The sequence below is a fragment of the Parviterribacter kavangonensis genome, from assembly GCF_056863335.1.
This window is the reverse complement of sequence record NZ_JBXPJA010000001.1, coordinates 410,729-430,770: the sequence shown is the minus strand read 5'-3', so window position 1 is coordinate 430,770 and position 20,042 is coordinate 410,729. Positions and strand designations below refer to the sequence as shown.

15 protein-coding genes are annotated in these 20,042 nt (G+C 72.4%); 5 read left to right on the top strand and 10 right to left on the bottom strand.

Going from position 1 to position 20,042, the window contains the following annotated elements; all coding sequences use genetic code 11:
* Positions 1-72: 72 nt before the first annotated feature.
* The 4 genes from AC1UE4_RS02110 to AC1UE4_RS02095 form a co-directional block, all read right to left on the bottom strand.
* On the bottom strand, positions 73-798 hold the full coding sequence (locus AC1UE4_RS02110; RefSeq protein ID WP_482915568.1) for an ABC transporter ATP-binding protein: 726 nt from the start codon (positions 796-798) through the stop codon (positions 73-75).
* Positions 795-3,548, bottom strand: coding sequence for an ABC transporter permease subunit (locus AC1UE4_RS02105; RefSeq protein WP_482915567.1), 2,754 nt, complete (start codon positions 3,546-3,548; stop codon positions 795-797). The genes AC1UE4_RS02110 and AC1UE4_RS02105 overlap by 4 nt, the downstream gene beginning before the upstream one ends.
* Positions 3,549-3,631: 83 nt before the next feature.
* Complete coding sequence (locus AC1UE4_RS02100) at positions 3,632-4,951, bottom strand: ABC transporter substrate-binding protein (RefSeq protein ID WP_482915566.1); 1,320 nt, start codon at positions 4,949-4,951, stop codon at positions 3,632-3,634.
* Positions 4,952-5,059: 108 nt separating this feature from the next.
* Complete coding sequence (locus AC1UE4_RS02095; protein WP_482915565.1) at positions 5,060-5,512, bottom strand: DUF3237 domain-containing protein; 453 nt, start codon at positions 5,510-5,512, stop codon at positions 5,060-5,062.
* Between the two features lie 111 nt (positions 5,513-5,623).
* On the opposite strand from AC1UE4_RS02095, the gene AC1UE4_RS02090 reads away from it, so the two are divergent.
* The 4 genes from AC1UE4_RS02090 to AC1UE4_RS02075 are packed head-to-tail and all read left to right on the top strand — an operon-like array spanning position 5,624 to position 9,362.
* Positions 5,624-6,598, top strand: coding sequence for an alpha/beta hydrolase (locus AC1UE4_RS02090; protein WP_482915564.1), 975 nt, complete (start codon positions 5,624-5,626; stop codon positions 6,596-6,598).
* Entirely contained in the window at positions 6,595-7,560 is a 966-nt protein-coding gene (locus AC1UE4_RS02085; protein WP_482915563.1) for a thiamine pyrophosphate-dependent dehydrogenase E1 component subunit alpha, read from the top strand. The genes AC1UE4_RS02090 and AC1UE4_RS02085 overlap by 4 nt, the downstream gene beginning before the upstream one ends.
* Complete coding sequence (locus AC1UE4_RS02080) at positions 7,557-8,579, top strand: alpha-ketoacid dehydrogenase subunit beta (RefSeq protein WP_482915562.1); 1,023 nt, start codon at positions 7,557-7,559, stop codon at positions 8,577-8,579. Before AC1UE4_RS02085 ends, AC1UE4_RS02080 begins: the two co-directional genes overlap by 4 nt.
* Positions 8,580-9,362: an SDR family NAD(P)-dependent oxidoreductase gene (locus AC1UE4_RS02075; RefSeq protein WP_482915561.1), complete on the top strand. Its 783-nt coding sequence runs from the start codon at positions 8,580-8,582 to the stop codon at positions 9,360-9,362.
* Between the two features lie 3 nt (positions 9,363-9,365).
* Here AC1UE4_RS02075 and AC1UE4_RS02070 read toward each other — a convergent pair whose 3' ends face one another.
* The 5 genes from AC1UE4_RS02070 to AC1UE4_RS02050 are packed head-to-tail and all read right to left on the bottom strand — an operon-like array spanning position 9,366 to position 17,889.
* Entirely contained in the window at positions 9,366-11,672 is a 2,307-nt protein-coding gene (locus AC1UE4_RS02070; RefSeq protein WP_482915560.1) for a hydantoinase B/oxoprolinase family protein, read from the bottom strand.
* A 16-nt stretch (positions 11,673-11,688) separates the two neighbouring features.
* Entirely contained in the window at positions 11,689-13,788 is a 2,100-nt protein-coding gene (locus tag AC1UE4_RS02065) for a hydantoinase/oxoprolinase family protein (protein WP_482915559.1), read from the bottom strand.
* Positions 13,785-15,461 carry an AMP-dependent synthetase/ligase gene (locus AC1UE4_RS02060; RefSeq protein ID WP_482915558.1) on the bottom strand — a complete coding sequence of 559 codons (1,677 nt, stop codon included), beginning with the start codon at positions 15,459-15,461 and terminating at the stop codon, positions 13,785-13,787. The genes AC1UE4_RS02065 and AC1UE4_RS02060 overlap by 4 nt, the downstream gene beginning before the upstream one ends.
* Positions 15,449-16,837, bottom strand: a complete 1,389-nt coding sequence (locus AC1UE4_RS02055) for a dihydrolipoamide acetyltransferase family protein (protein ID WP_482915557.1) — start codon at positions 16,835-16,837, stop codon at positions 15,449-15,451. The genes AC1UE4_RS02060 and AC1UE4_RS02055 overlap by 13 nt, the downstream gene beginning before the upstream one ends.
* The gene (locus AC1UE4_RS02050; protein ID WP_482915556.1) at positions 16,837-17,889 is read right to left on the bottom strand and encodes an alcohol dehydrogenase catalytic domain-containing protein; all 1,053 of its coding nucleotides are present in this window, start codon (positions 17,887-17,889) and stop codon (positions 16,837-16,839) included. The genes AC1UE4_RS02055 and AC1UE4_RS02050 overlap by 1 nt, the downstream gene beginning before the upstream one ends.
* A 69-nt stretch (positions 17,890-17,958) precedes the next feature.
* Between AC1UE4_RS02050 and AC1UE4_RS02045 the strand changes: the two genes are divergently transcribed.
* Positions 17,959-19,641, top strand: coding sequence for an AMP-binding protein (locus AC1UE4_RS02045; RefSeq protein ID WP_482915555.1), 1,683 nt, complete (start codon positions 17,959-17,961; stop codon positions 19,639-19,641).
* Here the strand turns inward: AC1UE4_RS02045 and AC1UE4_RS02040 are convergent.
* On the bottom strand, positions 19,613-20,041 hold the full coding sequence (locus AC1UE4_RS02040) for a MaoC family dehydratase (protein ID WP_482915554.1): 429 nt from the start codon (positions 20,039-20,041) through the stop codon (positions 19,613-19,615). The two genes, AC1UE4_RS02045 and AC1UE4_RS02040, sit on opposite strands and share 29 nt — an antisense overlap.
* Between the last annotated feature and the right edge of the window lies 1 nt (position 20,042).

Genomic DNA, 20,042 nt, shown 5'->3' with positions numbered 1-20,042 from the left:
AAGGGAGATGCGAGGGGGCGTCCGCCGGGACGCCCCCTGCCTCTCCGTAGAGAGCCCTGGAGGAGGGTCCTCTCAGGCTTGTGAGGCGAGCTTCTCCTCGCCCTTCTCGACCGAGGCGTTCGTGAGGTACGCCTGCTCGACCTCGTCGATGCGGCGGCGCGCCTCCTCGCCGGGGAGGTCGAGGACCACGCGGCCGCGGCGCAGCACGATCGCCCGGTCGGCGTAGCGCAGCGCCTTGTGGGCGTGCTGCTCGACCATCACGACGCCCGTGCCGTCCTCGTCGGCCGCGCGCCGCACGGCCTGCAGGAGGCGGTCGACGACGAGCGGCGCGAGGCCGAGCGACAGCTCGTCGGCCAGGAGGATCCTCGGCTTGCGGGCCAGCGCGCGGGCGAGGGTGAGCATCTGCTGCTCGCCGCCCGACAGCAGGCCGCCTCGCACCGACATCCGCTTCTCGAGCTCCGGGAAGAGCTCGCACGCACGATCGGGGTCGACGCCGCCGACGCGGAGGTTGTCGCGCGTGTTGATGCCCTTGAACACCGACCGCTCCTCCGTGACGTAGGAGAGGCCGTTGCGCGCACGGCGATGGAGCGGGGCCTTCGTGGCCTGCCCGAACATGTGCACCTCGCCGTCGATGAGCGGCAGCTCACCGCTGAGCGACAGCATCGTCGTCGTCTTGCCCGCGCCGTTCGGGCCGAGGAGGCAGACGACCTGCCCCGGCTCGACGTCGAAGCTCAGGTCGTGCACGACGGGCTGGCCGGCGTAGCCGGTGCTCATCCCGCGGACCGACAGGCACGTCATGCCGCACCTCCCTCATCGATGGCCACGCTGCCCGCCTTCTCGCGTTCCAGGGGGATCGCCCCATCGTCCTCGCCGAGGTAGGCGGCGATGACCGTCTTGTCCCGGCGGATGTCGACCGGCGCGCCCTCGGCGATCTTGCGGCCGAAGTCGAGGACGACGAGCTCGTCGCAGACCGACATGACGAAGTTCATGTCGTGCTCGACCAGCAGCACCGCCATCCCCCAGTCGGCGGCGAGCCGGCGCACGAGGTGCGCGAGCTCGGCCGTCTCGACGTCGCCCAGGCCCGCGGCCGGCTCGTCGAGGAGCAGGACGCTCGGCTGCATCGCGACCGCGCGGGCGATCGCCAGCAGCCGCCGCTTGCCGTACGGGAGGTCCTCGACGTTGCGCCCGAGGTCCTCCTCGAGGCCGAACTCGCGGATCGCGGTGACGACCTCCGACGGCAGCTCCGGATCGGCCGGCCACACGATGTCGCGCATGTACGAGCCGCGGTCCCGCGGATCCGCCGCCGCCCGGATGTTGTCGAGCACCGTCGAGTCCTCGAACAGCTCGAGCGACTGGAACGATCGCCCCATGCCGGCCCGCGCGCGCTTGGCCGCGGTCCAGCCGTGGACGTCCTCCCCGTCGAGGACGAGCGAGCCGCCCGGCGACATACGCGTGAAGCCGGTCACCGCGTCGATGAGCGACGTCTTGCCGGCGCCGTTCGGGCCGATCAGGCCGACGATGCGGCCCGGCTTGACCGTCAGCGAGACCTTGTCGACCGCGGTCGTGCCGCCGTACTGGACGGTGAGGTCGCGGACCTCGAGCGTCTTCGGGGTGACCTTCGACGCCTTCGTCTCCGCCGGCAGCTGGAACGGCTTCCGCGGCCGCGGCCTGAGGAACGCGAGCTTCGCGCCCAGCTTGCTGCGCACCCACGCGACTTGGTTGATCGACTCGCGCATGATGCCGTTCTGGTTGGCGAGCACGAGCAGGATCACCGACACGCCGCCGATGAGCTGGATGTAGCGGCCCAGATCCTCGCTGATCTCGGTGAGGATCTGCTGGTTGAGCGCGCCCGGCGCCAGCGTCGCGCCGATGACGGCGCCGAACAGGTAGCCGATGCCGCCGATCATCGCGAACGCGACCATCGTGATCGACGTGAACGCGTCGAACACCGTGTACGTGATCGACGGGCTGCGGAAGGCGAACAGGATGCCGCCCAGGGCCGCGATCGCCGCCGACAGCGCGAACGCGTAGAACTTCGCGCCCGCGACCGAGATGCCGAGCGCCGCCGCGGCGCGCTCGTTCGTGCGCACCGCGATGAGGCGGCGACCCGACCGGCCGCGGCGGATGTTGCCGACCGCGAACGCGACGAGCACGAGGCAGAACAGGGCGAACAGCCCGTATCGCGTGGGGTGCGCAGTCGAGTCGATGTCCCACCCGAACACGGTGATCGAGTCGACGATCGTGCCGCCGAAGCCGCCCGTGTAGTCGGTGTTGCCGAACAGGATGAGCTCGAGGCAGGTGCCGAGCCCGAGCGTCACGATCGCGAGGTTGATGCCGCGCGTTCGGATCGCCGGTGCGCCGAACAGGACGCCGAGCGGCAGCGTCGCCGCAACGCCGATCACCGCCCCGAGCAGGAACGGGAGGTCCTGCGAGGCGCAGAGACGGCCCGCGACCCACGCGCCGAAGCCCGCGAACGCGAACTGGGCGAGCGACAGCTGGCCGGTGTAGCCGGTGAGCAGGACGATCGAGAGCAGCACGATCGCGACGCAGATCGTGACGGTGATCGCGTCGATCCAGATCGGCGGCGTCCTCGCCAGGAGGAACGCGGCGACCGCGACCGCGAGGGCGAGCCCGCCCCAGTTGATCTTCCCGGTGCCGACCGTCGGCAGCCGCTGCAGCAGGTAGTCGCGCAGCGGGAGCGCCTGGCCGCGGATGAGCAGCCACAGCACGATGAGCAGGAAGGGCACCGCCGTTCCCACGCCCGGCTGGTGGACGTAGCGGTTGACCTCGGTCTGGATGATGCCGATGACGAGGCCGGCGGCGAGCGCGATCGGGAACGACCGGAACTGGGCGACGAGCGCCGCAGCGGTCGCCGCGAGCACGAGGTTCGTCAGCACCGCGGGCTGCAGCGTGACGATCGGGATGATGAGGATCGCGGCGAACCCGGCGAGGCCGCAGCCGAGCGCCCAGTTCATCGTGGCGATCCGGTCCGGCGACCAGCCGAGCGCCGAGGCGGCGCGCTCGTTCTCGGCGACCGCGGAGGTCGCGAGCCCGAAGCGCGTGTACCGGTACAGCGCCCACAGCGCGGCGGTGATCACGCACGCGATGCCGAGCAGGATGAGCCGGTCGGCCGAGATGACGATGTCACCGGAGATCGTGACCTTGTCGGTCGGGAGCTCGCTGGTGATGAACTTCGGCGTCGACTCGTAGCGCAGGATGGCGATGGCCTGCAAGGAGATGAGCACGCCCAGCGTCGCGATGACGCGGACGAGAGGGGCCGCCTGCCGCAGCGGCCGCATGATGAGCAAGTGGACCAGGGCCCCGATGAGCGCGGCGAAGATGACGCCGGCGATGAGCGCGGGCCAGTAGCCCCACTCGTGCTTCTCGGTGAGCTCCCACCACAGGTAGGCCGCGGCCATCCCGATCGCGCCGAGCGCGAAGTTCAGGACGCCGGAGCCGCGGTAGATCGCGATCAGGCCTTGGGAGGCGAGCGCGTAGAGCGCGCCGACGCCGAACCCCAGCAGCGCGAACCGGATGACCTCTTCCAAGACCTCTTCCTCCCTTGCGTACTTCCGTCCGACCTGCCGGCCCCGGGCACGCGCCCGGGGCCGGCTGGATCAGAGTCGTTCGATCAGCCGCAGTTCTGCGGCTTGGTGCCGCCCGCGATCTCCGAGACGTCCTCGAACGTCTTGGTGAGCGGGACGACGTCGCCGTCCTTGATCTGGCTGAAGATCACGCAGCGGTTGAACAGACGGTCGAATCCCTTCGGACCCCCGTCCTCCGCCCACGGCTTGCTGAAGTCGATCGGCGGGAGCATGCCCCCGAGACCGTCCGGGAACTTCGACTTCGGGACCTGCGCGAGGAACGTCTCGGACGTGATGTCGCCCGACATCTCCTCGACGATGGTCTGGAAGCCCTTGTACGCGGCCCACGTGCCCATCCCGCCCAGGGAGTTGTAGTCCTGGTCCGGGTCGGCCTTGTAGGTCTCCAGCGCGCTGCGGTAGTCGTCCCACTGCGGGAGCGACAGGTCCGGGTACATGCCGGCCACGACGGCGCCCTCGGCGGCCGCCTCGTTGCCCTTGACGGCGACCTTGTTCAGGTTGCCCTGCGGGCCGTACATCTTCGCGTCCGAACCCGACTGCGCGTACGCGGACATCCAGGCCACGTACGGCGTCTCGGAGACGATCATGATGATGCAGTCCGCGCCACCGCCGGTCGCCTCGGCGACCTGCGGGCTGTAGTCACGGGCCGTACCCGGCAGCGTGATGTACTTGGTGATCTTCGTGTTGAGGTTCTTCGCCGCGTTGTCGAGGAGCGGCTTGAACGCCTCGGCGCCCTCGATGATGACGCCCGTCATCTTCTTGCAGCCGTCGTCGACCGCGCGCTTGACGAGGCCCACGCCGTAGAGCGGCTGGTTGCCCATCGGGAACACGCTCTTCGTCGTCAGCTCCGCCGGCGCGATCGCGCAGCAGTTGCCGAAGTACGAGATGCCCGCCTTGTCGAGGATCGGCACGATGGCGTCACCCGTGAAGGTGAAGTTGCCGACGACCGCGACGGCCTTGTCCTGGACCGCCTTGCGGGCGCACGCGGCCGCGTCGGTCGGGGTGCCCTTCGCATCGCAGAACTTCGCCTCGAGCGGACGGCCGGCGATGCCGCCGTTCGCGTTGACGAACTCGGCGAAGACGCGCTCGGTCTCCTGGATGTTCTTGTACTGCGGGCCCTCGGTGTTCACGTCCGTGATCGTGTAGGTGACGATCGGATCACCACTGGGCTTGTTCCCGGAGTCCGTCTGGGCCTGCGACGCGGTGTCGCCGCCCGAGGCCGAGCCGGAGTCCTCGTCGTCGTCGCCGCACGCGGCGAGACCGAGGGTCAGCGCCGCAAGAGCAGCGGCGAGGATGTACGTCCACCGCCACCTTCGTGGCTCAGCGGAAGAACGGGCATGCTCCTTCATGAACGGCTCTCCTCCTGGGGTAGCGACCCAACTGGCGGCGCAAGCGTAAGTTCGGCCCGGAAGCGCACGGATGGGCTTTCGCGCCGCGGCTTGGAGAAACCGCAACAGCTAGAGCACCCGGTGCACGCGGTATTCGACGATCGGCCCCGGATGCAGGCGGCCTTCACCGACGAACAGCGTGCGGTTCACCCAGGCGTAACGCTCGTCGCCGGTCTCGAGCCGCGGCGCCGTCCGGAAGTAGTGCTCGTGGAAGTCGCTCGAGCGCTCGCCGGCGTTGGCGGCGTGAGCCGCGTCGTTGTACTCGATGACGCCGAAGTACTGGACGTAGAGGTACGCGTCGTCGTGCGTGCGGATCTGCAGCCGCACGTCGAGCCGTCCCCAGCCGTCGGGCCCGACGAGCACCCAGTCGGCGCCGCCGCTGAGCACGTCGCCGCGGATGCGCTCCCCCGTGACCTCGCCGCCGGTGACCTCGCGGACGCGGCGCGTGCCGAACGGCCCGGGACCCACCGGCACCGACGGTGCGAGGACGGCGGTGTACGTGAACTCGTGCGCTAGCTCCATCGCCCGACCATCGCGCATGCCCGCGCGGGCGACGCGCGCCGCGCTGTGGGAACCACGGCCCCCTCCGGACCTCGCGCCCGGACACGGGCCGCCGGGCGGCATCCTCCCGGCATGACGTCGCTTCGCGGACGCATCGATCCCGAGCTGCTCGACGCGCTCGACGGCTTCCTCGCGGCGAGCGGCCCGCGGGGGCTCGCCGGCATCGCCGACCCGGTCGCCCGCCGCGCCGCCTTCGCGGCGATGATGAGCGCCGGCGCCGAGGACGCAACGCCGCCCGACGACGGCGTGCGCACCGAGGACCTGACCGTGCCCGGGCCCGACGGCGCGCCGCCCGTCGCGGTCCGCGTCTACCGCCCGGCGGCCGACGGCCCGCTGCCCGGCCTGCTCTACATCCACGGCGGCGGCTTCGTCATCGGCTCGATCGAGACGGAGGACCCGATCGCGCGCATGGTCGCCGCGCAGGTGCCCTGCGTCGTCGTCTCGGTCGACTACCGGCTCGCGCCGGAGCACCCGCATCCGGCGCCCGTCGAGGACTGCTACGCCGCGCTGCGCTGGCTGGCCGGCGAGGCGAGCCCGCTCGGCGTCTACGGCGGCAGCGCCGGCGGCGCGCTGGCCGCGGGCGTCGCGCTGCTCGCCCGCGACCGCGGCGGCCCCGAGCTGGCCGCGCAGATGCTCCTCTACCCCATGCTCGACGACCGCGCCGACAGCGCCTCGTGCCGCGAGATCGACGACATCGGGATCTTCGACGGCTGGGCGACGCGCGAGGGCTACGAGGCGCTGCTCGGCGACGCCGCGCGGACCGACGCGGTCGACGCGTACGCGGCGCCCGCGCGCGCGACGGACCTGAGCGGCCTGCCGCCCGCGTACATCGACACCGGCGAGCTCGACGCGCTGCGCGACGAGGACGTCGACTACGCGATGCGCCTCCTGCGCGCCGGCGTCTCGACCGAGCTGCACGTGCATCCCGGCGCCTACCACGGCTGGGACGTCTTCGCGCCCGCCGCCGCGGTGTCGCAGCGGACCGTCGCCGAGCGGCTGGGCTTCCTGCGCCGGACGCTCCACGCGCGCGTGGGAGCGGTCGCATGAGCGCGGCGAGCGCCGCCTCGACCGACGTCGAGCTGGCCACCGAGCTCTACCGGCTCGTCGCGCTGACGCGCGCCGTCGAGCTGCGCCTGCAGCACCACATCGCCGAGCACGGCTTCGGCGGCTTCTGGCATCCGGGCATCGGGCAGGAGGGGCTGCAGGTCGCCGGGTCCGCCGCGCTGCGCGAGGACGACATCCTCTTCTACGCGCACCGCGGGCTCGGCTACGCGGTCGGCAAGGGCATGCCCGTCGCGGCGATGCTCGGCGACCTCTTCGCGCGCGTGACCGGCAGCACCGGCGGCAAGGGCGCGGGCACCGTGCACTTCGTCGACCCCGAGCGCGGGATCCTCGGACAGGGCGGGACGCTCGGCTCGAACTTCACGCTCGGCGCCGGCGCCGCGGTCTCCGCGCAGCTCAAGGGCACCGACCAGGTCGTCGGCATCTTCTTCGGCGACGGCGCCGCGGCGCGCGGCACGTGGCACGAGTCCGCGCTGCAGGCCTCGGTGTGGAAGCTGCCCGTCGTGTGGATCTGCGAGAACAACGGCTGGGCGCTGTCGGCGCCTATCACCGAGCAGAGCCCGACCGAGAACATCGCCGACCGCGCATCCGCGTACGGCGTCCCCGGCGTCGTCGTCGACGGCCAGGACGCGCTCGCGGTCCACGCCGCGGTCAGCGAGGCGGTCGCGCGGGCGCGCGCAGGCGAGGGCCCGACGCTCGTCGAGGCCAAGACGCTGCGCATCCGCGGCCACTACGAGGGCGACCGCCAGCAGTACCGCACCGATCTGACGGAGGGAGTCGAGATCCCGCGCGACCCGATCGACATCCTGCGCGAGACCGTCCCGAAGGACGTCGCCGACGAGCTCGACGACCGCGCGCGGGCGGAGGTCGAGGAGGCCTACGAGGCGACGCTCGCCGCCCCGCGCGCTGACGAGTCGATCCTGCTGAAGGACGTGTGGGCGTCATGAGCGCCGAGACGCAGGCCGCCGCGGAGCAGCAGGCCGAGACGAAGGTCATCGGGTACGCGTGGGCGATCAACCACGCGCTCGCCGAGGAGATGCGCCGCGACGAGCGCGTCTGGATGATGGGCCAGGACGTCGGCCGGATGGGCGGCGTGTTCGGCGTGACGCGCGGGCTGTTCGACGAGTTCGGCCCCGCGCGCGTGCGCGACACGACGATCAACGAGACGTTCATCGTCGGCGGCGCGGCCGGCGCGGCGATGACCGGCACGATCCCGGTGGTCGAGCTGCAGTTCGCCGACTTCCTCCTGATCGCCGGCGACGAGGTCTTCAACAAGCTCGCCAAGTGGCGCTACGTCCACGGCGGCAAGCTGCAGCTGCCGGTCACGCTGCGGCTGCCGAGCGGCGTCGTCGGCGGCGCGGGCGCCGAGCACTCGGCGAGCCTCGAGGCGATGGCGATGCACACGCCCGGACTGAAGGTCGTCCTCCCCGCCACCCCGGCGGACGCGAAGGGCCTGCTGAAGACGGCGATCCGCGATCCCGACCCGGTGCTCTTCTTCGAGCACAAGGGCCTGTACCGCACGAAGGGCGAGGTGCCGACGAGCGACGAGCACCTCGTGCCGTTCGGCCAGGCCGCGATCCGCCGCGCGGGCAAGGACGTCACGGTCGTCGCGACGGGGCTCATGGTCGGCCGGGCGCTGCAGGCCGCCGAGCAGCTCGCCGGCGAGGGCATCGACGCCGAGGTCATAGACCCGCGCACGCTCGTGCCGCTCGACATGGACACGATCGTCGCGTCGGTCGAGCGCACGTCGCGCGCGCTCGTCGTGCACGAGGCGGTCCGCACCGGCGGAGCCGGCGCCGAGATCGCCGCGCAGATCTCCGAGCGCGCGTTCTTCAGCCTCGACGCGCCGGTGTGGCGGCTCGGCGCGCTCGACACGCCCCTGCCGCAGGACCCCGAGCTGGAGCAGGCCGCCATCCCGTCCGTCGACGACATCGCGGGCGCGCTCCGCGAGCTCATGAGGATCTAGATGACCGAGCTGGGGACGGACAGCGGCCGCCTCGACGACCGCATCGCGTTCATCACCGGCGCCGGCAGCGGCATCGGCCGCGCGATGGCGCAGGAGATGGGCGCGCGCGGCGCGCGCATCGCCGCGTGCGACCTCGACGTCGACGGCGTCGAGACGACGCGCGGGCTCGCGCTCGAGGCGGGCGCGCCGGACGCGATCGCCATCCGCGCCGACGTCGCCTCCAACGAGGAGGTGGTTCGCGCCGTCGAGCACGCGATCGACCAGTTCGGCCGCATCGACGTCCTGTGCTCCAACGCGGGCATCCTCGACGGCTACGCGTCGGCGCTCGACGCGACCGAGGAGGACTGGGACCGCATCATGGCCGTGAACGTCAAGGCGACGTGGCTGCTGTCGCGCGCGGTCCTCCCCGGGATGCTCGACCGCGGCGACGGCTGCATCATCGTCACCGCGTCGGTGGCGGGCATGGTCGCGGGCGGTGGCGGCGTCGCGTACACGACGTCGAAGCACGCGGTCATCGGCCTCACGCGGCAGATCGCGATCGAGAACGCCGCGAAGGGCATCCGCGTGAACGCGATCTGCCCCGGCGTCATCCAGACCGGCATGACCCAGCCGCTGTTCGACGACCCGGACTCGAAGGTCTACGAGTACATCCCGAAGATCCCGAGCGCGACGTGGGGCCAGCCGCTCGAGATCGCGAAGGTCGCCGCCCTGATGGCGTCGGGCGAGGTGGCCTTCATGCATGGCGCCGCCGTCGTGGTCGACGGCGGCTGGACCATGCAGTAGGCGCTACTCGCTGATCACCACGTCGTGCAGCGGCGGCTGGTCGGCGCGGGCGATCTCCGTGTCGATCCGGTAGCCGGTGACCGGGCAGAGGAACTCGCGGAAGACCATCTTGTCGGCCATCGCCTGCGCGTACTCGGGCACCGCGAACTCCGGCGCGATCTCGCGCGCGCGGACCTCGCGCATGACCGTGCCGTCCTTGTAGTTGCCGCTCACCGGGCCGAGGTCGGCACCGTTGCACCACCAGCGGCCGTCGACCACGTGCAGCAGCTCGCCGACGCGGCGGGCGCCGCCGGGCGCGGCGGCCTCGTCGCCGGCGTCCTTGCCGTCCAGGCGCGCCGACCGGGCGGCGCGGCGGACGTCGCGCGTGCCGTCCGCGTCGACCGCGCCGTCGCGGACGACGACGCCGTAGATGCGCTCCGCGGCGGCCTCGTCGAGCAGGTGCTCGCTCACGTCGGCGGCGACGAGCTCCGGGTCGCGGCGCAGCGGATCGCCGTAGCCGCCGGCGCTCGGGAAGATGAACTCCCACACGTCGCCGTCGGCGACGTCGAACGGCGCGACCTTCGGCTCGACCTCGACCTGCTCGCCGGTCAGCTCGTCGATGCGGGCGGGGACGTCGCCGGCCTTCAGGCGGTCGAGGACGTCGGTGCCCTTCTTCGAGAGGAACGGCGCGACCGAGCCGGGGTTCGCCCCGAACGGGCCGTAGCCCTTCGCGAACGAGTCGCCGAGCGCGAGCGCCATGAGCGTGCCGCCGGACTTCCAGTGCATGGTGCCCTCGACGAACCCGAGGCCGCCGCGGTGACGGCCCGCGCCGTCGGCGCCCGCGTCGAGGTTCTTGCGGTACAGGACGAGCAGCGGGAACTGCGCCTCGACGTCCTCGACGTTGTTCCCCAGACCCTCGGGGATCCAGAAGTGCCCGCCGGAGTCGACGCCGTCGCGGTTCGGCATGCCGCCGAGCGCGCCCATCATGCCGTTCGTGTTCGGGAACAGCCACGGGTTGCCCTCGAGGTCCACGCCGCCGCTGATCGTGCAGTACCAGTGCGGGATGCACGGGCCGAGGATGAGCTCGCGCGCCGCCTCGTCGCCGCACGAGAGCATCTTGGCGACGACGTTCACCGCCGCGTGCAGCTGCACCTCGGTCGTCGTCGCACCGGACGGGCTGACCGCGGCCGGGTGCTCGGCGCAGTTCAGCAGCCCCGGCGTCGGGCGGAAGTCGATGCGCCGGTAGACGCCGCCGTACGCGCCCGCGAGGTCTGAGGTCATCGACTGCGTGATCGCCGCGAGCACGGCGCCCGAGAACGCCGCGTACGTCACGTTGATCGACCCCGCCTGCGGGTCCGTGCCCTCGTTGTCGACGATCAGGCGGTCGCCCTGCTTGGTGATGTTGACCTGGTACGTGTAGATGCCGTCGTCGCCCGGCAGCGCGGACTCCGCGTAGCCGCGATGGCTCCAGCGGCCGTCGGGGATCGACTTGAGCCGCTCGGCGAAGAGCGCCTCGGCCGCGTCCATCGTGCCGCGCATGACCGCCTTGATCGCGCCGGCGCCGTAGCGCTCGACGAGCGCGAGCACCTTGCCGCGCGTCGCCTCGACGCCGGCGATCGCCGCGCGCATGTCCATCTCCACCGCGGAGGGGAACCGGCTCTGGCGGCCGAAGAGCTCGAAGACGTCCTCGCGCATCTTGCCGGCGTCGAACAGCTTGACGGGCGGCCAGCTCAGCGGGTCGTGGAACGTGTCCTCCGCGTCGAGGCAGAACGATCCGGCCGTCGATCCGCCGACGTCGGCGTAGTGCAGGGTGTTGGCGACCCAGCAGAACAGCTCGTCGCCGACGAACACGGGGGCGAGCAGCGCGGTGTCCGGCTGGTGCGGCGCGCCGACCCACGGGTCGTTCGACAGGAAGACGTCGCCGGGGTTGATGCCGCCGAGCGTCTCGGCGCGCTTCTCGAGCACGTACTTGATCGACAGCGAGTGGCTGTTCGAGAAGTACTGGAGGTTCGGCCCGAGGAACACGAGGTCGCCGACCTCGGTCAGCAGCGACGTCTGGAAGTCGCGCGTGAGCATCGTGATCGGCGAGACGCACAAGCGCTGCAGCAGCGCGGAGTGCTCGAAGTTCGCCGCCAGCAGCGCGTAGCGGACGACCTCGTGGGTGACCGGGTCGACGTCCGCGTCGGTCGTGTCGTGGAGCTTGATGCTCTCCGGGATGTCGAGCTCGGGACCGGGGATGTAGCTGCGCATCCGCCCGTCCCAGAAGCCGGGCTCCCGAGTGGACGGAACCGCCCCGGCGGTGGTGGTCTGCTCAACGTCGGTGATGGCCATGGTGCCTCCGTCTGGCTCAGGCGACGGTCAGGATGAGGTTGCCGACGCCGTCGCGCCGGAGCTCGCGGCCCGCAGGGACCGCGACGGACGTGTGCGGCAGCTCGACGACCGCCGGGCCGGCGACCGTGTCGCCGTCGGCGAGCGTCCGGCCGTCGTGCACGGCGGTGGTCAGCCAGGAGCGCTCCTCGGGCCAGAACACCTCGCGGGTGTGCTCGCCCTCGCGGGCGGCGCCACCGGCGCCGTTCGTCGACGCCTCGGGGGCGAAGCCGAGCGGGACGCGGGCGGTCACGCGGATCGCGAAGACCTCGCGGGCCTGGAACACCGCGCGGGCGCCCTCGCCGTAGAGGCGCGCGTACTCGGTGTCGAAGCGCTCGGCCAGCTCGGTCGCCGCCGCGTCGTCGATCTTGCCGTTCGGCAGCTCGAGCGGCAGCTCCTGCAGCAGCTGCTCGGCGTAGCGCGTCAGCGCCGTGCGCTCGAGCACGACGCCGTCGCGGTCGAAGCCCGCGGCGCTCAGCGCGTCGAGCGCGGTCGTCTCGACGTCGTCGACGACCGCCTGCAGCGCCGCGGGATCGAACGGCGCGCGGACCTGGCACTCCTGCTCGAACGTGCGGACGACGTCGCTGGCGGCGATGCCGTACGCCGACAGCGTCGACGCTCCGTTGCCGAGCGGGATCACGACGTCCTGGACGCCGAGCTCCTGCGCGAACGCGAACGCGTGCACGGGGCCGGCGCCGCCGAACGCGTAGAGGACGAAGTCGCGCGGGTCGAGCCCCTGCTCGATCGTGCGCTGGCGGATGAGCGTCGCCGCGCTGAACGAGTTGACCTGGATGATGCCCGCCGCCGCCTCCTCGGCGCTGAGGCCGAGCGGCTCGGCGACGCGCTGCACCGCGCGGACCGCGGCGTCGCGATCGAGCGGCATCCGGCCGCCGAGGAAGTGCTCGGGGTCGATGAGGCCGAGCACGACGTCGGCGTCGGTGACCGTCGGCTCGGTGCCCTTGCCGTAGCAGGCGGGACCGGGGTCCGAGCCCGCCGACTCGGGACCGACGCGCAGGCCGCCCGAGTGCGGATCGACGCGCGCGATCGAGCCGCCGCCGCACGCGATCGACCGCAGGTCCAGGTGCGGCATCTGGAAGGTGTACTGCTCGAGGATCTCCTCGCTGGCGAGCAGCGGGGCGCCGTCGATGACGAGCCCGACCTCGAACGACGTGCCGCCCATGTCGGTGGCGATGACGTTCTGGTGGCCGCTCGCGGCCGCGATGAACGCGGTGCCCGCCAGGCCGCCGGCCGGCCCGGAGCCGATGGTGGTCAGCGGGCGCTGGCGCGCGACGTCGACCGGGACGACGCCGCCGTTGGCCTGCATGATGAACGGCGCGCGCGCGAGCCCGTGCTCGCCGAGCGCGTCGGCGAGCTGCTCGAGGTAGCGGCTCGACGCGGGGCCGACGTATGAGTTGATGACGGTCGCGACGGTGCGCTCGTACTCGCCCTGGCGCGGCGAGGTCTCGTGCGACGTCGAGACGAACATGCCCGGCGCCTCCTCCTCGACGATCTCCCGCAGGCGCTGCTCGTGGACGGGGTTGCGGAACGACCACATGAGCGCGATGGCGATGGCGTCGACGTCGCCGCGCGAGAGGAGGCCGCGGACGGCTTCGCGGGCGGCGTCCTCGTCCATCGGGGCGATGATCTCGCCGTCGCTCGTGACGCGCTCGGAGACCTGCGCGGTGCGCCCACGCGGGACGAGCGGCACCGGCTTGTCGGTGCGGTGCACCGAGTAGACCTGATCGATCGCGATGCCCGCGGTGCGCCCGGCGCCGCGCATCATCAGCAGCGCGTCGTGGTGGCCCTTCGTGGCGAGCAGGCCGACCTTCGCGCCCTTGCGCTCGACGACGAGGTTCGTGCCGATCGTCGTGCCGTGCGAGAGGCGGTCGGCGTCGGCGAGGAGCTCCTTGGTGGCGACCCCGGCCTCCTCGGCGAGCAGCTCGAGGCCGGCGAGGACCCCGTCGACCGGCGTCGTCGAGTGGGTCGAGGGCGTCTTGGCGTGGAACACCCGCCCGCCGTCGTCGACGGCGACGCAGTCGGTGAACGTGCCGCCGATGTCGACGCCGAGGAAGTACGTCATTGGTGGGTCTCCTCCAGGGGTTCGATGCCGCCGTCTGCGTAGAGCGCGTCGATCTGCGGCGCGTACTTGCCGGCGATGGGCCGGCGCTTGAGCTTCGAGGTCGGGGTGAGCTCGTCCCCACCCGGCTCCCAGTCGTTGGGCAGCAGGGCGAAGCGCTTGATCTGCTCGACGCGGGCGAGCCGCTGGTTCGCGCGGCCGACGCCGCGGGCGACCTCCGCGATCACCGCCGGGTCGGCGGCGAGCTCGGCGGTCGTCGCGTCCGGGCGGTTCGTGGCCTGGCGCGCGGCGTCGGTCTCGAGCGTCACGAGCGCGACGTTGTACGGGCGGCGGTCCCCGACCGCGATCGCCTGGTCAACGAGCGGGCTCGACGTCTTGAGCGCCGCCTCGATGTTCGCCGGCGACATGTTCTTGCCGGCGGCGTTGATGATCAGCTCCTTCTTGCGGTCGACGACGTGCAGGAAGCCGTCGTCGTCGAGCCGCCCGATGTCGCCGCTGTGCAGCCAGCCGTCGGCGTCGATCGCCTCCGCGGTCGCGTCGGGCTGGTTGCGGTAGCCGGCCATGATGTGCGGCCCGCGCATGAGCACCTCGCCGTCGGACGCGATGCTCACCTCCATGTCGAGCATGGGCGGGCCGACGCTGCCGATCCGGATGTCGGCCGGCCGGTTGTGGGTGCCCACGCCGCTGGCCTCGGACATCCCGTAGACCTCGGCGAGCTTGATCCCGATGTCGTGGAACCACGTGATGACCTCGGGCGGGCACGGCGCCGCGCCGGTCGCGCCGAGCACGAGGTGGTCGAGGCCGAGGCGCTCGCGCAGCTTCGCGGGGTCGCGCTCGCCCGTCAGGTCGCCGGCCGCCTTGAGCTTCTCCCAGATCCGCGGGACGCCGAAGAAGTAGCTCGGCCTCACCTCCGGCAGCACCTGCTGGATCGCGCGCGGGTCGGCGCACGTCGTCACGTGCGAGCCGAGGAACATCGGCGCGTAGAGCGTCACGAGGCGCTCGGCGATGTGGGCCATCGGCAGCCACGACACGAAGCGGCCCTCGTCGGGCAGGTTCCACGTGTCGGCGAACGATCTGATCGCGGCCACGATGTTGCCGTGGGTGAGCTGGACGCCCTTCGGCGGGCCGGTCGTCCCGGACGTGTAGATGATCGTGAGCAGGTCATCGGAGCCGATCGCGCGCCACGCCGCGTCGAGGTCGAACCCCGGCTGCGCGCGCTCCTTGACCTGCTCGAGCGTGAGACCGCCCTCCGGTGCCTCGCCGTCGACGACGACCACGTGCTCGGCGCCCGCCTCGGCCGCGGCCGCGCAGACGACGTCGAGCTTCGCCTGCTCGGTGACGACGACGTTCGTGCCCGCGTCGCGCAGCAGGTGGACGATCTGCTCGACGGGGTACGTGCCGTAGATCGACCAGGCGACGGCGCCGAGGTGCATCGTCGCGGCGTCGACGACCTGGAACTCGGGCCGGTTGGACATCATCGTCGCGACGGTGGACCCGCGCTCGACGCCGAGCGCGGCGAGGCCGGCGGCGACGTCGCGCACCTCGCGCGCGTAGTCGTTCCACGTGAGCACGAGGCTGTCGTCGCGCGTCCGCATCGCGACCGCGTCTCCCCGCCGCTTCGCCGTCGCCTGGAACACCGAGGCGACGCTCGCGTGCTCGACGCCTACGAGGGCCACGCTTCGAGCTGCTCCTTGATCCGCACGACGCAGCGCGTCGCGTACGCGCCGTCGATCACGCGGTGGTCGAACGTGAGGGCGAGCCGCATGATCGGCCGGATCGCGATCGCCTCGTTGCCGTCGGCGTCCGTGACGACCCACGGCAGCCGCTGCGTCGCCGGCATGCCGAGGATCCCGACCTGCGGCTGGTTGATGATCGCCATCGCCGACGCCGCGCCGACCGACCCCGGGTTGGACAGCGTGAACGTCCCGAGCGCGACGTCGTCGGGCGTCAGCGCGTTCGACCGCGCGCGCTTGGCGACGTCGCGGACCGACTCGGCGATCCCCTCGACGTTCAGGCGCTCACAGCCGTGGACGACGGGGACGATGAGCCCCTCCTCCGTGTCGACCGCGATGCCGAGGTTGACCGGCTGCCAGCGGATGAGCTGCTCGCCGTCGAAGCTCGCGTTGAGGTCCGGGTACTCGCGCAGCGCCACGCACAGCGCGCGGGCGACGAACGACAGCGGCGTGATCCGGCGCTCGCCCCGCGCGCGCAGGACCGCCGTCATGTCGACGTCGGCCTCCGTCGTCATGTGCGCCGCCGTCTGGCGCGAGCGGATCATGTGCTCGGCCATCACCTTCCGGCGACGGGAGAGCGCGACGACCTCGTGCGGCACGCCGTCGTAGCCGCGCGGAAGACCACCGGGCGCGGCCGGCGCGGAGGCCGGCGCGGGCGGGGCCGCGGGCGCGGGCGCGGCGGCGGGCCGCGGCTTCTCCAGCGCGGCGAGCACGTCCGCCTTGCGGATCCGCCCGCGAAGCCCGGTTCCCGAGACCGTCGAGAGATCGATCCCATGCTCGGCGGCGATCCGCCGCGCGACCGGCGACGACGCCCCTTGCCCGTTCGAGGGCACGACGGCCGCCGCCGCGGCGGCCGGATCGAAGACCTTCGGCCCGACGCCCGCGGGCGACGCCACCTGCGTCTCCGCCGCGACTTCGCGGCGCGTCTGCGCGCCGCCGGCGGGCGAAGATGGCCCGGCGGGCGCGGACGCGGCGACTGCCGCGCCTCCGGCGAGGGACTCGGCCGCGGCCGGGGAGCCTCCGGCCGGCGCGGCCGAAGACGCTTCGGCGGCGGCCGGTGGAGCGGTCTCCGCCGGGGCCTCTCCCCCTTCGCCGGTCATCTGCGCGAGGGGCTCGCCGACCGGGACGGTCTCTCCCTCGGCGGCGACGATCTTCGTGATCACGCCGTCGGCCGGGGCCACGACCTCGGTGTCGACCTTGTCGGTCGCGATGTCGCAGACCGCCTCGCCCTCGCGGACCTCGTCGCCCTCGGCCTTGTGCCACGCGACGACGGTTCCCTCCTCGACGGAGACGCCCATGTGGGGCATGACGATGTCCATCAGAGCTCCACCAGCACCTTCACGTCGTCTCCGGGGCGCTCGGCCATGCCGGCGAGCTGATCGGGCAGGTCCTCGAGGCGGATCTCGCCGGTGATGAGCTTCTCCGGGTCCAGCGTCCCGGCCGCGATCATCGAGGCGGCCCGCGGCAGGTCGTGCGCGTAGCCGAGCGACGCGACGACCGACCGCTCGTAGAGGACGAGCTGGCGGGCGAAGTCGATGGCGGGCGGCCTCTTGGGCAGGCCGACGAGCGAGATGCGGCCACCGCGGACGGTCATGTCCGGCGCGGCCTCCAGCGCAGGCGGTGCGCCGCTGGCGTCGACGACGACGTCGGCGCCGCCGTCGGTCAGCTCGCGGATCGAGCGGGCGACGTCGCGCGGCGTGCCGCCCGGCTCGTGGACGCGGAAGCCGAGGTCGAGGGCGCGCTCGCGCCGCTCCTCCCCCGGCTCGGACACGAGCACGTCGAGGCCCATCGCCCGGCCGACGATCGCGCTGCAGGCGCCGATGGCGCCGAAGCCGAGCACGACGCACACCTCGCCCGCGCGCGCGTCGACGCGGTCGAAGGCGTGGACCGCGACGGCGAGCGGCTCGAGCATCGCACCGGCGCGATCGCTGACGTTCTCGGGCAGCGGCACGGCGCAGTAGGCGGGGAACCGGACGCGCGGCGCGAACCCGCCGTCCGAGCAGAGCCCGATCGACCCGCTGAGCGGGCAGAGGTTGTACTTGCCGCTGCGGCACGCACGGCAGCGGTTGCAGCGCCAGCACGCGTCGGCGGCCACGCGATCGCCGATCGCGACCTCGGTGACGTCGTCGCCGACCGCCACGACGCGGCCCGACAGCTCGTGGCCCAGCGTGAGCGGCGGCGCCTGGCCGCTCAGCGCGTGGACCCGGTTCGGCCGGATCGCGAACGGGCCGTGGGCGAACTCCGCGAGATCGGAGCCGCAGATCCCGCAGAAGGCGACCTCGACCTCGATCATCCCGGGGTCGAGCGGGAGCTCGAGGTCGACCTCCTCTACGCGCACGTCGCGGTTCCCGTGCCACCGGCCGGCCTGCATGGAGGCGACTCTAAGTCGGCGAACGCGAGTTCCAACGAATTGCAGTCAGGCGTCTTAGGGTCGTCCACAATGCCCCTTGCTGACAGCCGCTTGTCGCACTGGGTCCCGGACCCGGATGCCACCCCGCAGCTGCGCAACCTGACGGTCGGCGCGCTGCTCGACGAGGCCGCCGACCAGTGGCCCGACCACGAGGCGATCGTCTACAGCGCCTACGACGACATGGGGATCGCCGCCCGCTGGACGTTCGCCGAGCTGCGCGAGCGCGCCCTCGGCGTCGCCCGCGCGTTCGCCGCCGACGGCATCGAGGCGGGCGAGCGCGTCGCCGTCTGGGCCACGAACCGGCCCGAGTGGCTCGAGGTCCAGTTCGGCGCCGCCTACGCCGGCGTCGTGCTCGTCCCGCTGAACCCCCTCTACCGCGCCGACGAGATCCGCTTCGTCCTCGGGAAGGTGGGAGCGACGGCCTGCTTCGTCGAACCGCACAACCGCGGCACCTCGCTGTGGGACATCCTCGACCGCGTCAGCGGCGACCTGCCGGACCTGCGCCTGCGCGTGGCGTTCGGCGACGCGCCCGACGAGACCGGGCCGTCGCTGCCCGAATGGGTGGACGGTGCGCGCTCGCACGCCGCCGCGACCGACGCGGTGCAGCGCCGCCGCGCCGCGGTGCGCCCCGAGGACATCGCGCAGATCCAGTTCACCTCGGGCACCACCGGCTTCCCGAAGGGCGCGACGCTGCTGCACGGCGGGCTGACCGACAACGCGCGGATCTTCGCCGACCGCGCCGGCTTCCACCTCGGCGGCAAGCACTGCAGCCCGATGCCGTTCTTCCACTGCGGCGGCTGCGTCATGTCGACGATGGGCTCCATCGCCGCCGGCGGCGCCCAGCTGCCGACGCTCACGTTCGACGCGCCGCGGATGGTCAGGACGATCGACGCCGAGCAGGCGACCTCGTGCAGCGCGGTGCCGACGATGCTCATCGGCCTCGAGGAGGAGGTCGACCGCAGCGGCGGGTCGCTGCAGTCGATCGACGTCGTGGTCAGCGGCGGCTCTCCCGTGCCGGTCGACGTCGCCCGCCGCTGGGTCGAGCGGTTCGGCGTGCGCTTCGCCATCAGCTACGGCCTGACCGAGGCGTCGCCGGTCATCACGCTGAGCGACCCCGACGACCCGCTCGAGCTCCAGATCGCCACCTGCGGCCCGCCGCTGCCCCACGTCGAGGTCGACATCGTCGACGTGTCGACGCGCGAGCGCGTCCCGCTCGGCGAGCAGGGCGAGCTGCGCACGCGCGGCTTCCTCGTGATGGACGGCTACTGGGACGAGCCGGAGGCGACGGCGACGACCATCGAGGGAGGCGAGTGGCTGCGCTCGGGCGACCTCGCGCAGATGGACGCGAACGGCTACATCGCGATCACGGGCCGAGCGAAGGAGATGATCATCCGCGGCGGCGAGAACATCTACCCCGCGGAGATCGAGGACGCCCTGCGCCGCGTCCCCGGCGTGCTCGACGCAAGCGTCGTCGGCGTCCCCGACGAGCGCTACGGCGAGCAGGTCGCCGCGTTCGTCCGCCTCGCCGAGGGCCACACGCTCACGCTCGAGCAGATGCGCGCCGCGCTGCAGGACCGCATCGCCCGCTACAAGATCCCGCGTGACCTCACGGTCGTCGAGAGCTGGCCGGTGACGCCGAGCGGGAAGGTGCAGAAGTTCAAGCTGCGCGAGCAGTGGCTCGCCGCTAGAGGACGCTCTCCTTCGGCGGTATGACGACCGCGTACCCGTCGGCGACCACGTCGCCGTCCTGGTTCGTCCACGTCAGGGCGACCTTCACGCGCCGGCGCTCGGCCTCCAGCTCGCTCACCTCGCCGCGCGTGGTGATGGTGTCGCCGACGAAGACCGGGCGCTTGTACTCGATGTGGTTGGAGACCGCGATGGTCCCGACCCCCGGCAGGTGCATCCCGAGCACGCCGGCGGCCAGCGCGAGGGTCAGCGGGCCGTGCGCCACGCGTGCGCCGAAGCGCGACGCTTTCGCGAACTCGGCATCGACGTGCACCGGGTTGAAGTCGCCGCTGATGGCGGCGAAGAACGCGATGTCGGTCTCGGTGACCGTCTTCGTGAAGCGCGCGGCATCGCCGATCGCCAGCTGCTCGAACGTCAACGAACGCATC

What these genes read in the sequence shown, in the direction of transcription:
- AC1UE4_RS02075 (WP_482915561.1), top strand. Translation starts at nt 8,580, where the DNA reads ATGACCGAGCTGGGGACGGACAGCGGCCGCCTCGACGACCGCATCGCG.
- AC1UE4_RS02100 (WP_482915566.1), bottom strand. Translation starts at nt 4,951, where the DNA reads ATGAAGGAGCATGCCCGTTCTTCCGCTGAGCCACGAAGGTGGCGGTGG.
- AC1UE4_RS02070 (WP_482915560.1), bottom strand. Translation starts at nt 11,672, where the DNA reads ATGGCCATCACCGACGTTGAGCAGACCACCACCGCCGGGGCGGTTCCG.
- AC1UE4_RS02095 (WP_482915565.1), bottom strand. Translation starts at nt 5,512, where the DNA reads ATGGAGCTAGCGCACGAGTTCACGTACACCGCCGTCCTCGCACCGTCG.
- AC1UE4_RS02045 (WP_482915555.1), top strand. Translation starts at nt 17,959, where the DNA reads ATGCCCCTTGCTGACAGCCGCTTGTCGCACTGGGTCCCGGACCCGGAT.
- AC1UE4_RS02050 (WP_482915556.1), bottom strand. Translation starts at nt 17,889, where the DNA reads ATGCAGGCCGGCCGGTGGCACGGGAACCGCGACGTGCGCGTAGAGGAG.
- AC1UE4_RS02040 (WP_482915554.1), bottom strand. Translation starts at nt 20,041, where the DNA reads ATGCGTTCGTTGACGTTCGAGCAGCTGGCGATCGGCGATGCCGCGCGC.
- AC1UE4_RS02085 (WP_482915563.1), top strand. Translation starts at nt 6,595, where the DNA reads ATGAGCGCGGCGAGCGCCGCCTCGACCGACGTCGAGCTGGCCACCGAG.
- AC1UE4_RS02090 (WP_482915564.1), top strand. Translation starts at nt 5,624, where the DNA reads ATGACGTCGCTTCGCGGACGCATCGATCCCGAGCTGCTCGACGCGCTC.
- AC1UE4_RS02065 (WP_482915559.1), bottom strand. Translation starts at nt 13,788, where the DNA reads ATGACGTACTTCCTCGGCGTCGACATCGGCGGCACGTTCACCGACTGC.
- AC1UE4_RS02110 (WP_482915568.1), bottom strand. Translation starts at nt 798, where the DNA reads ATGACGTGCCTGTCGGTCCGCGGGATGAGCACCGGCTACGCCGGCCAG.
- AC1UE4_RS02080 (WP_482915562.1), top strand. Translation starts at nt 7,557, where the DNA reads ATGAGCGCCGAGACGCAGGCCGCCGCGGAGCAGCAGGCCGAGACGAAG.
- AC1UE4_RS02055 (WP_482915557.1), bottom strand. Translation starts at nt 16,837, where the DNA reads ATGGACATCGTCATGCCCCACATGGGCGTCTCCGTCGAGGAGGGAACC.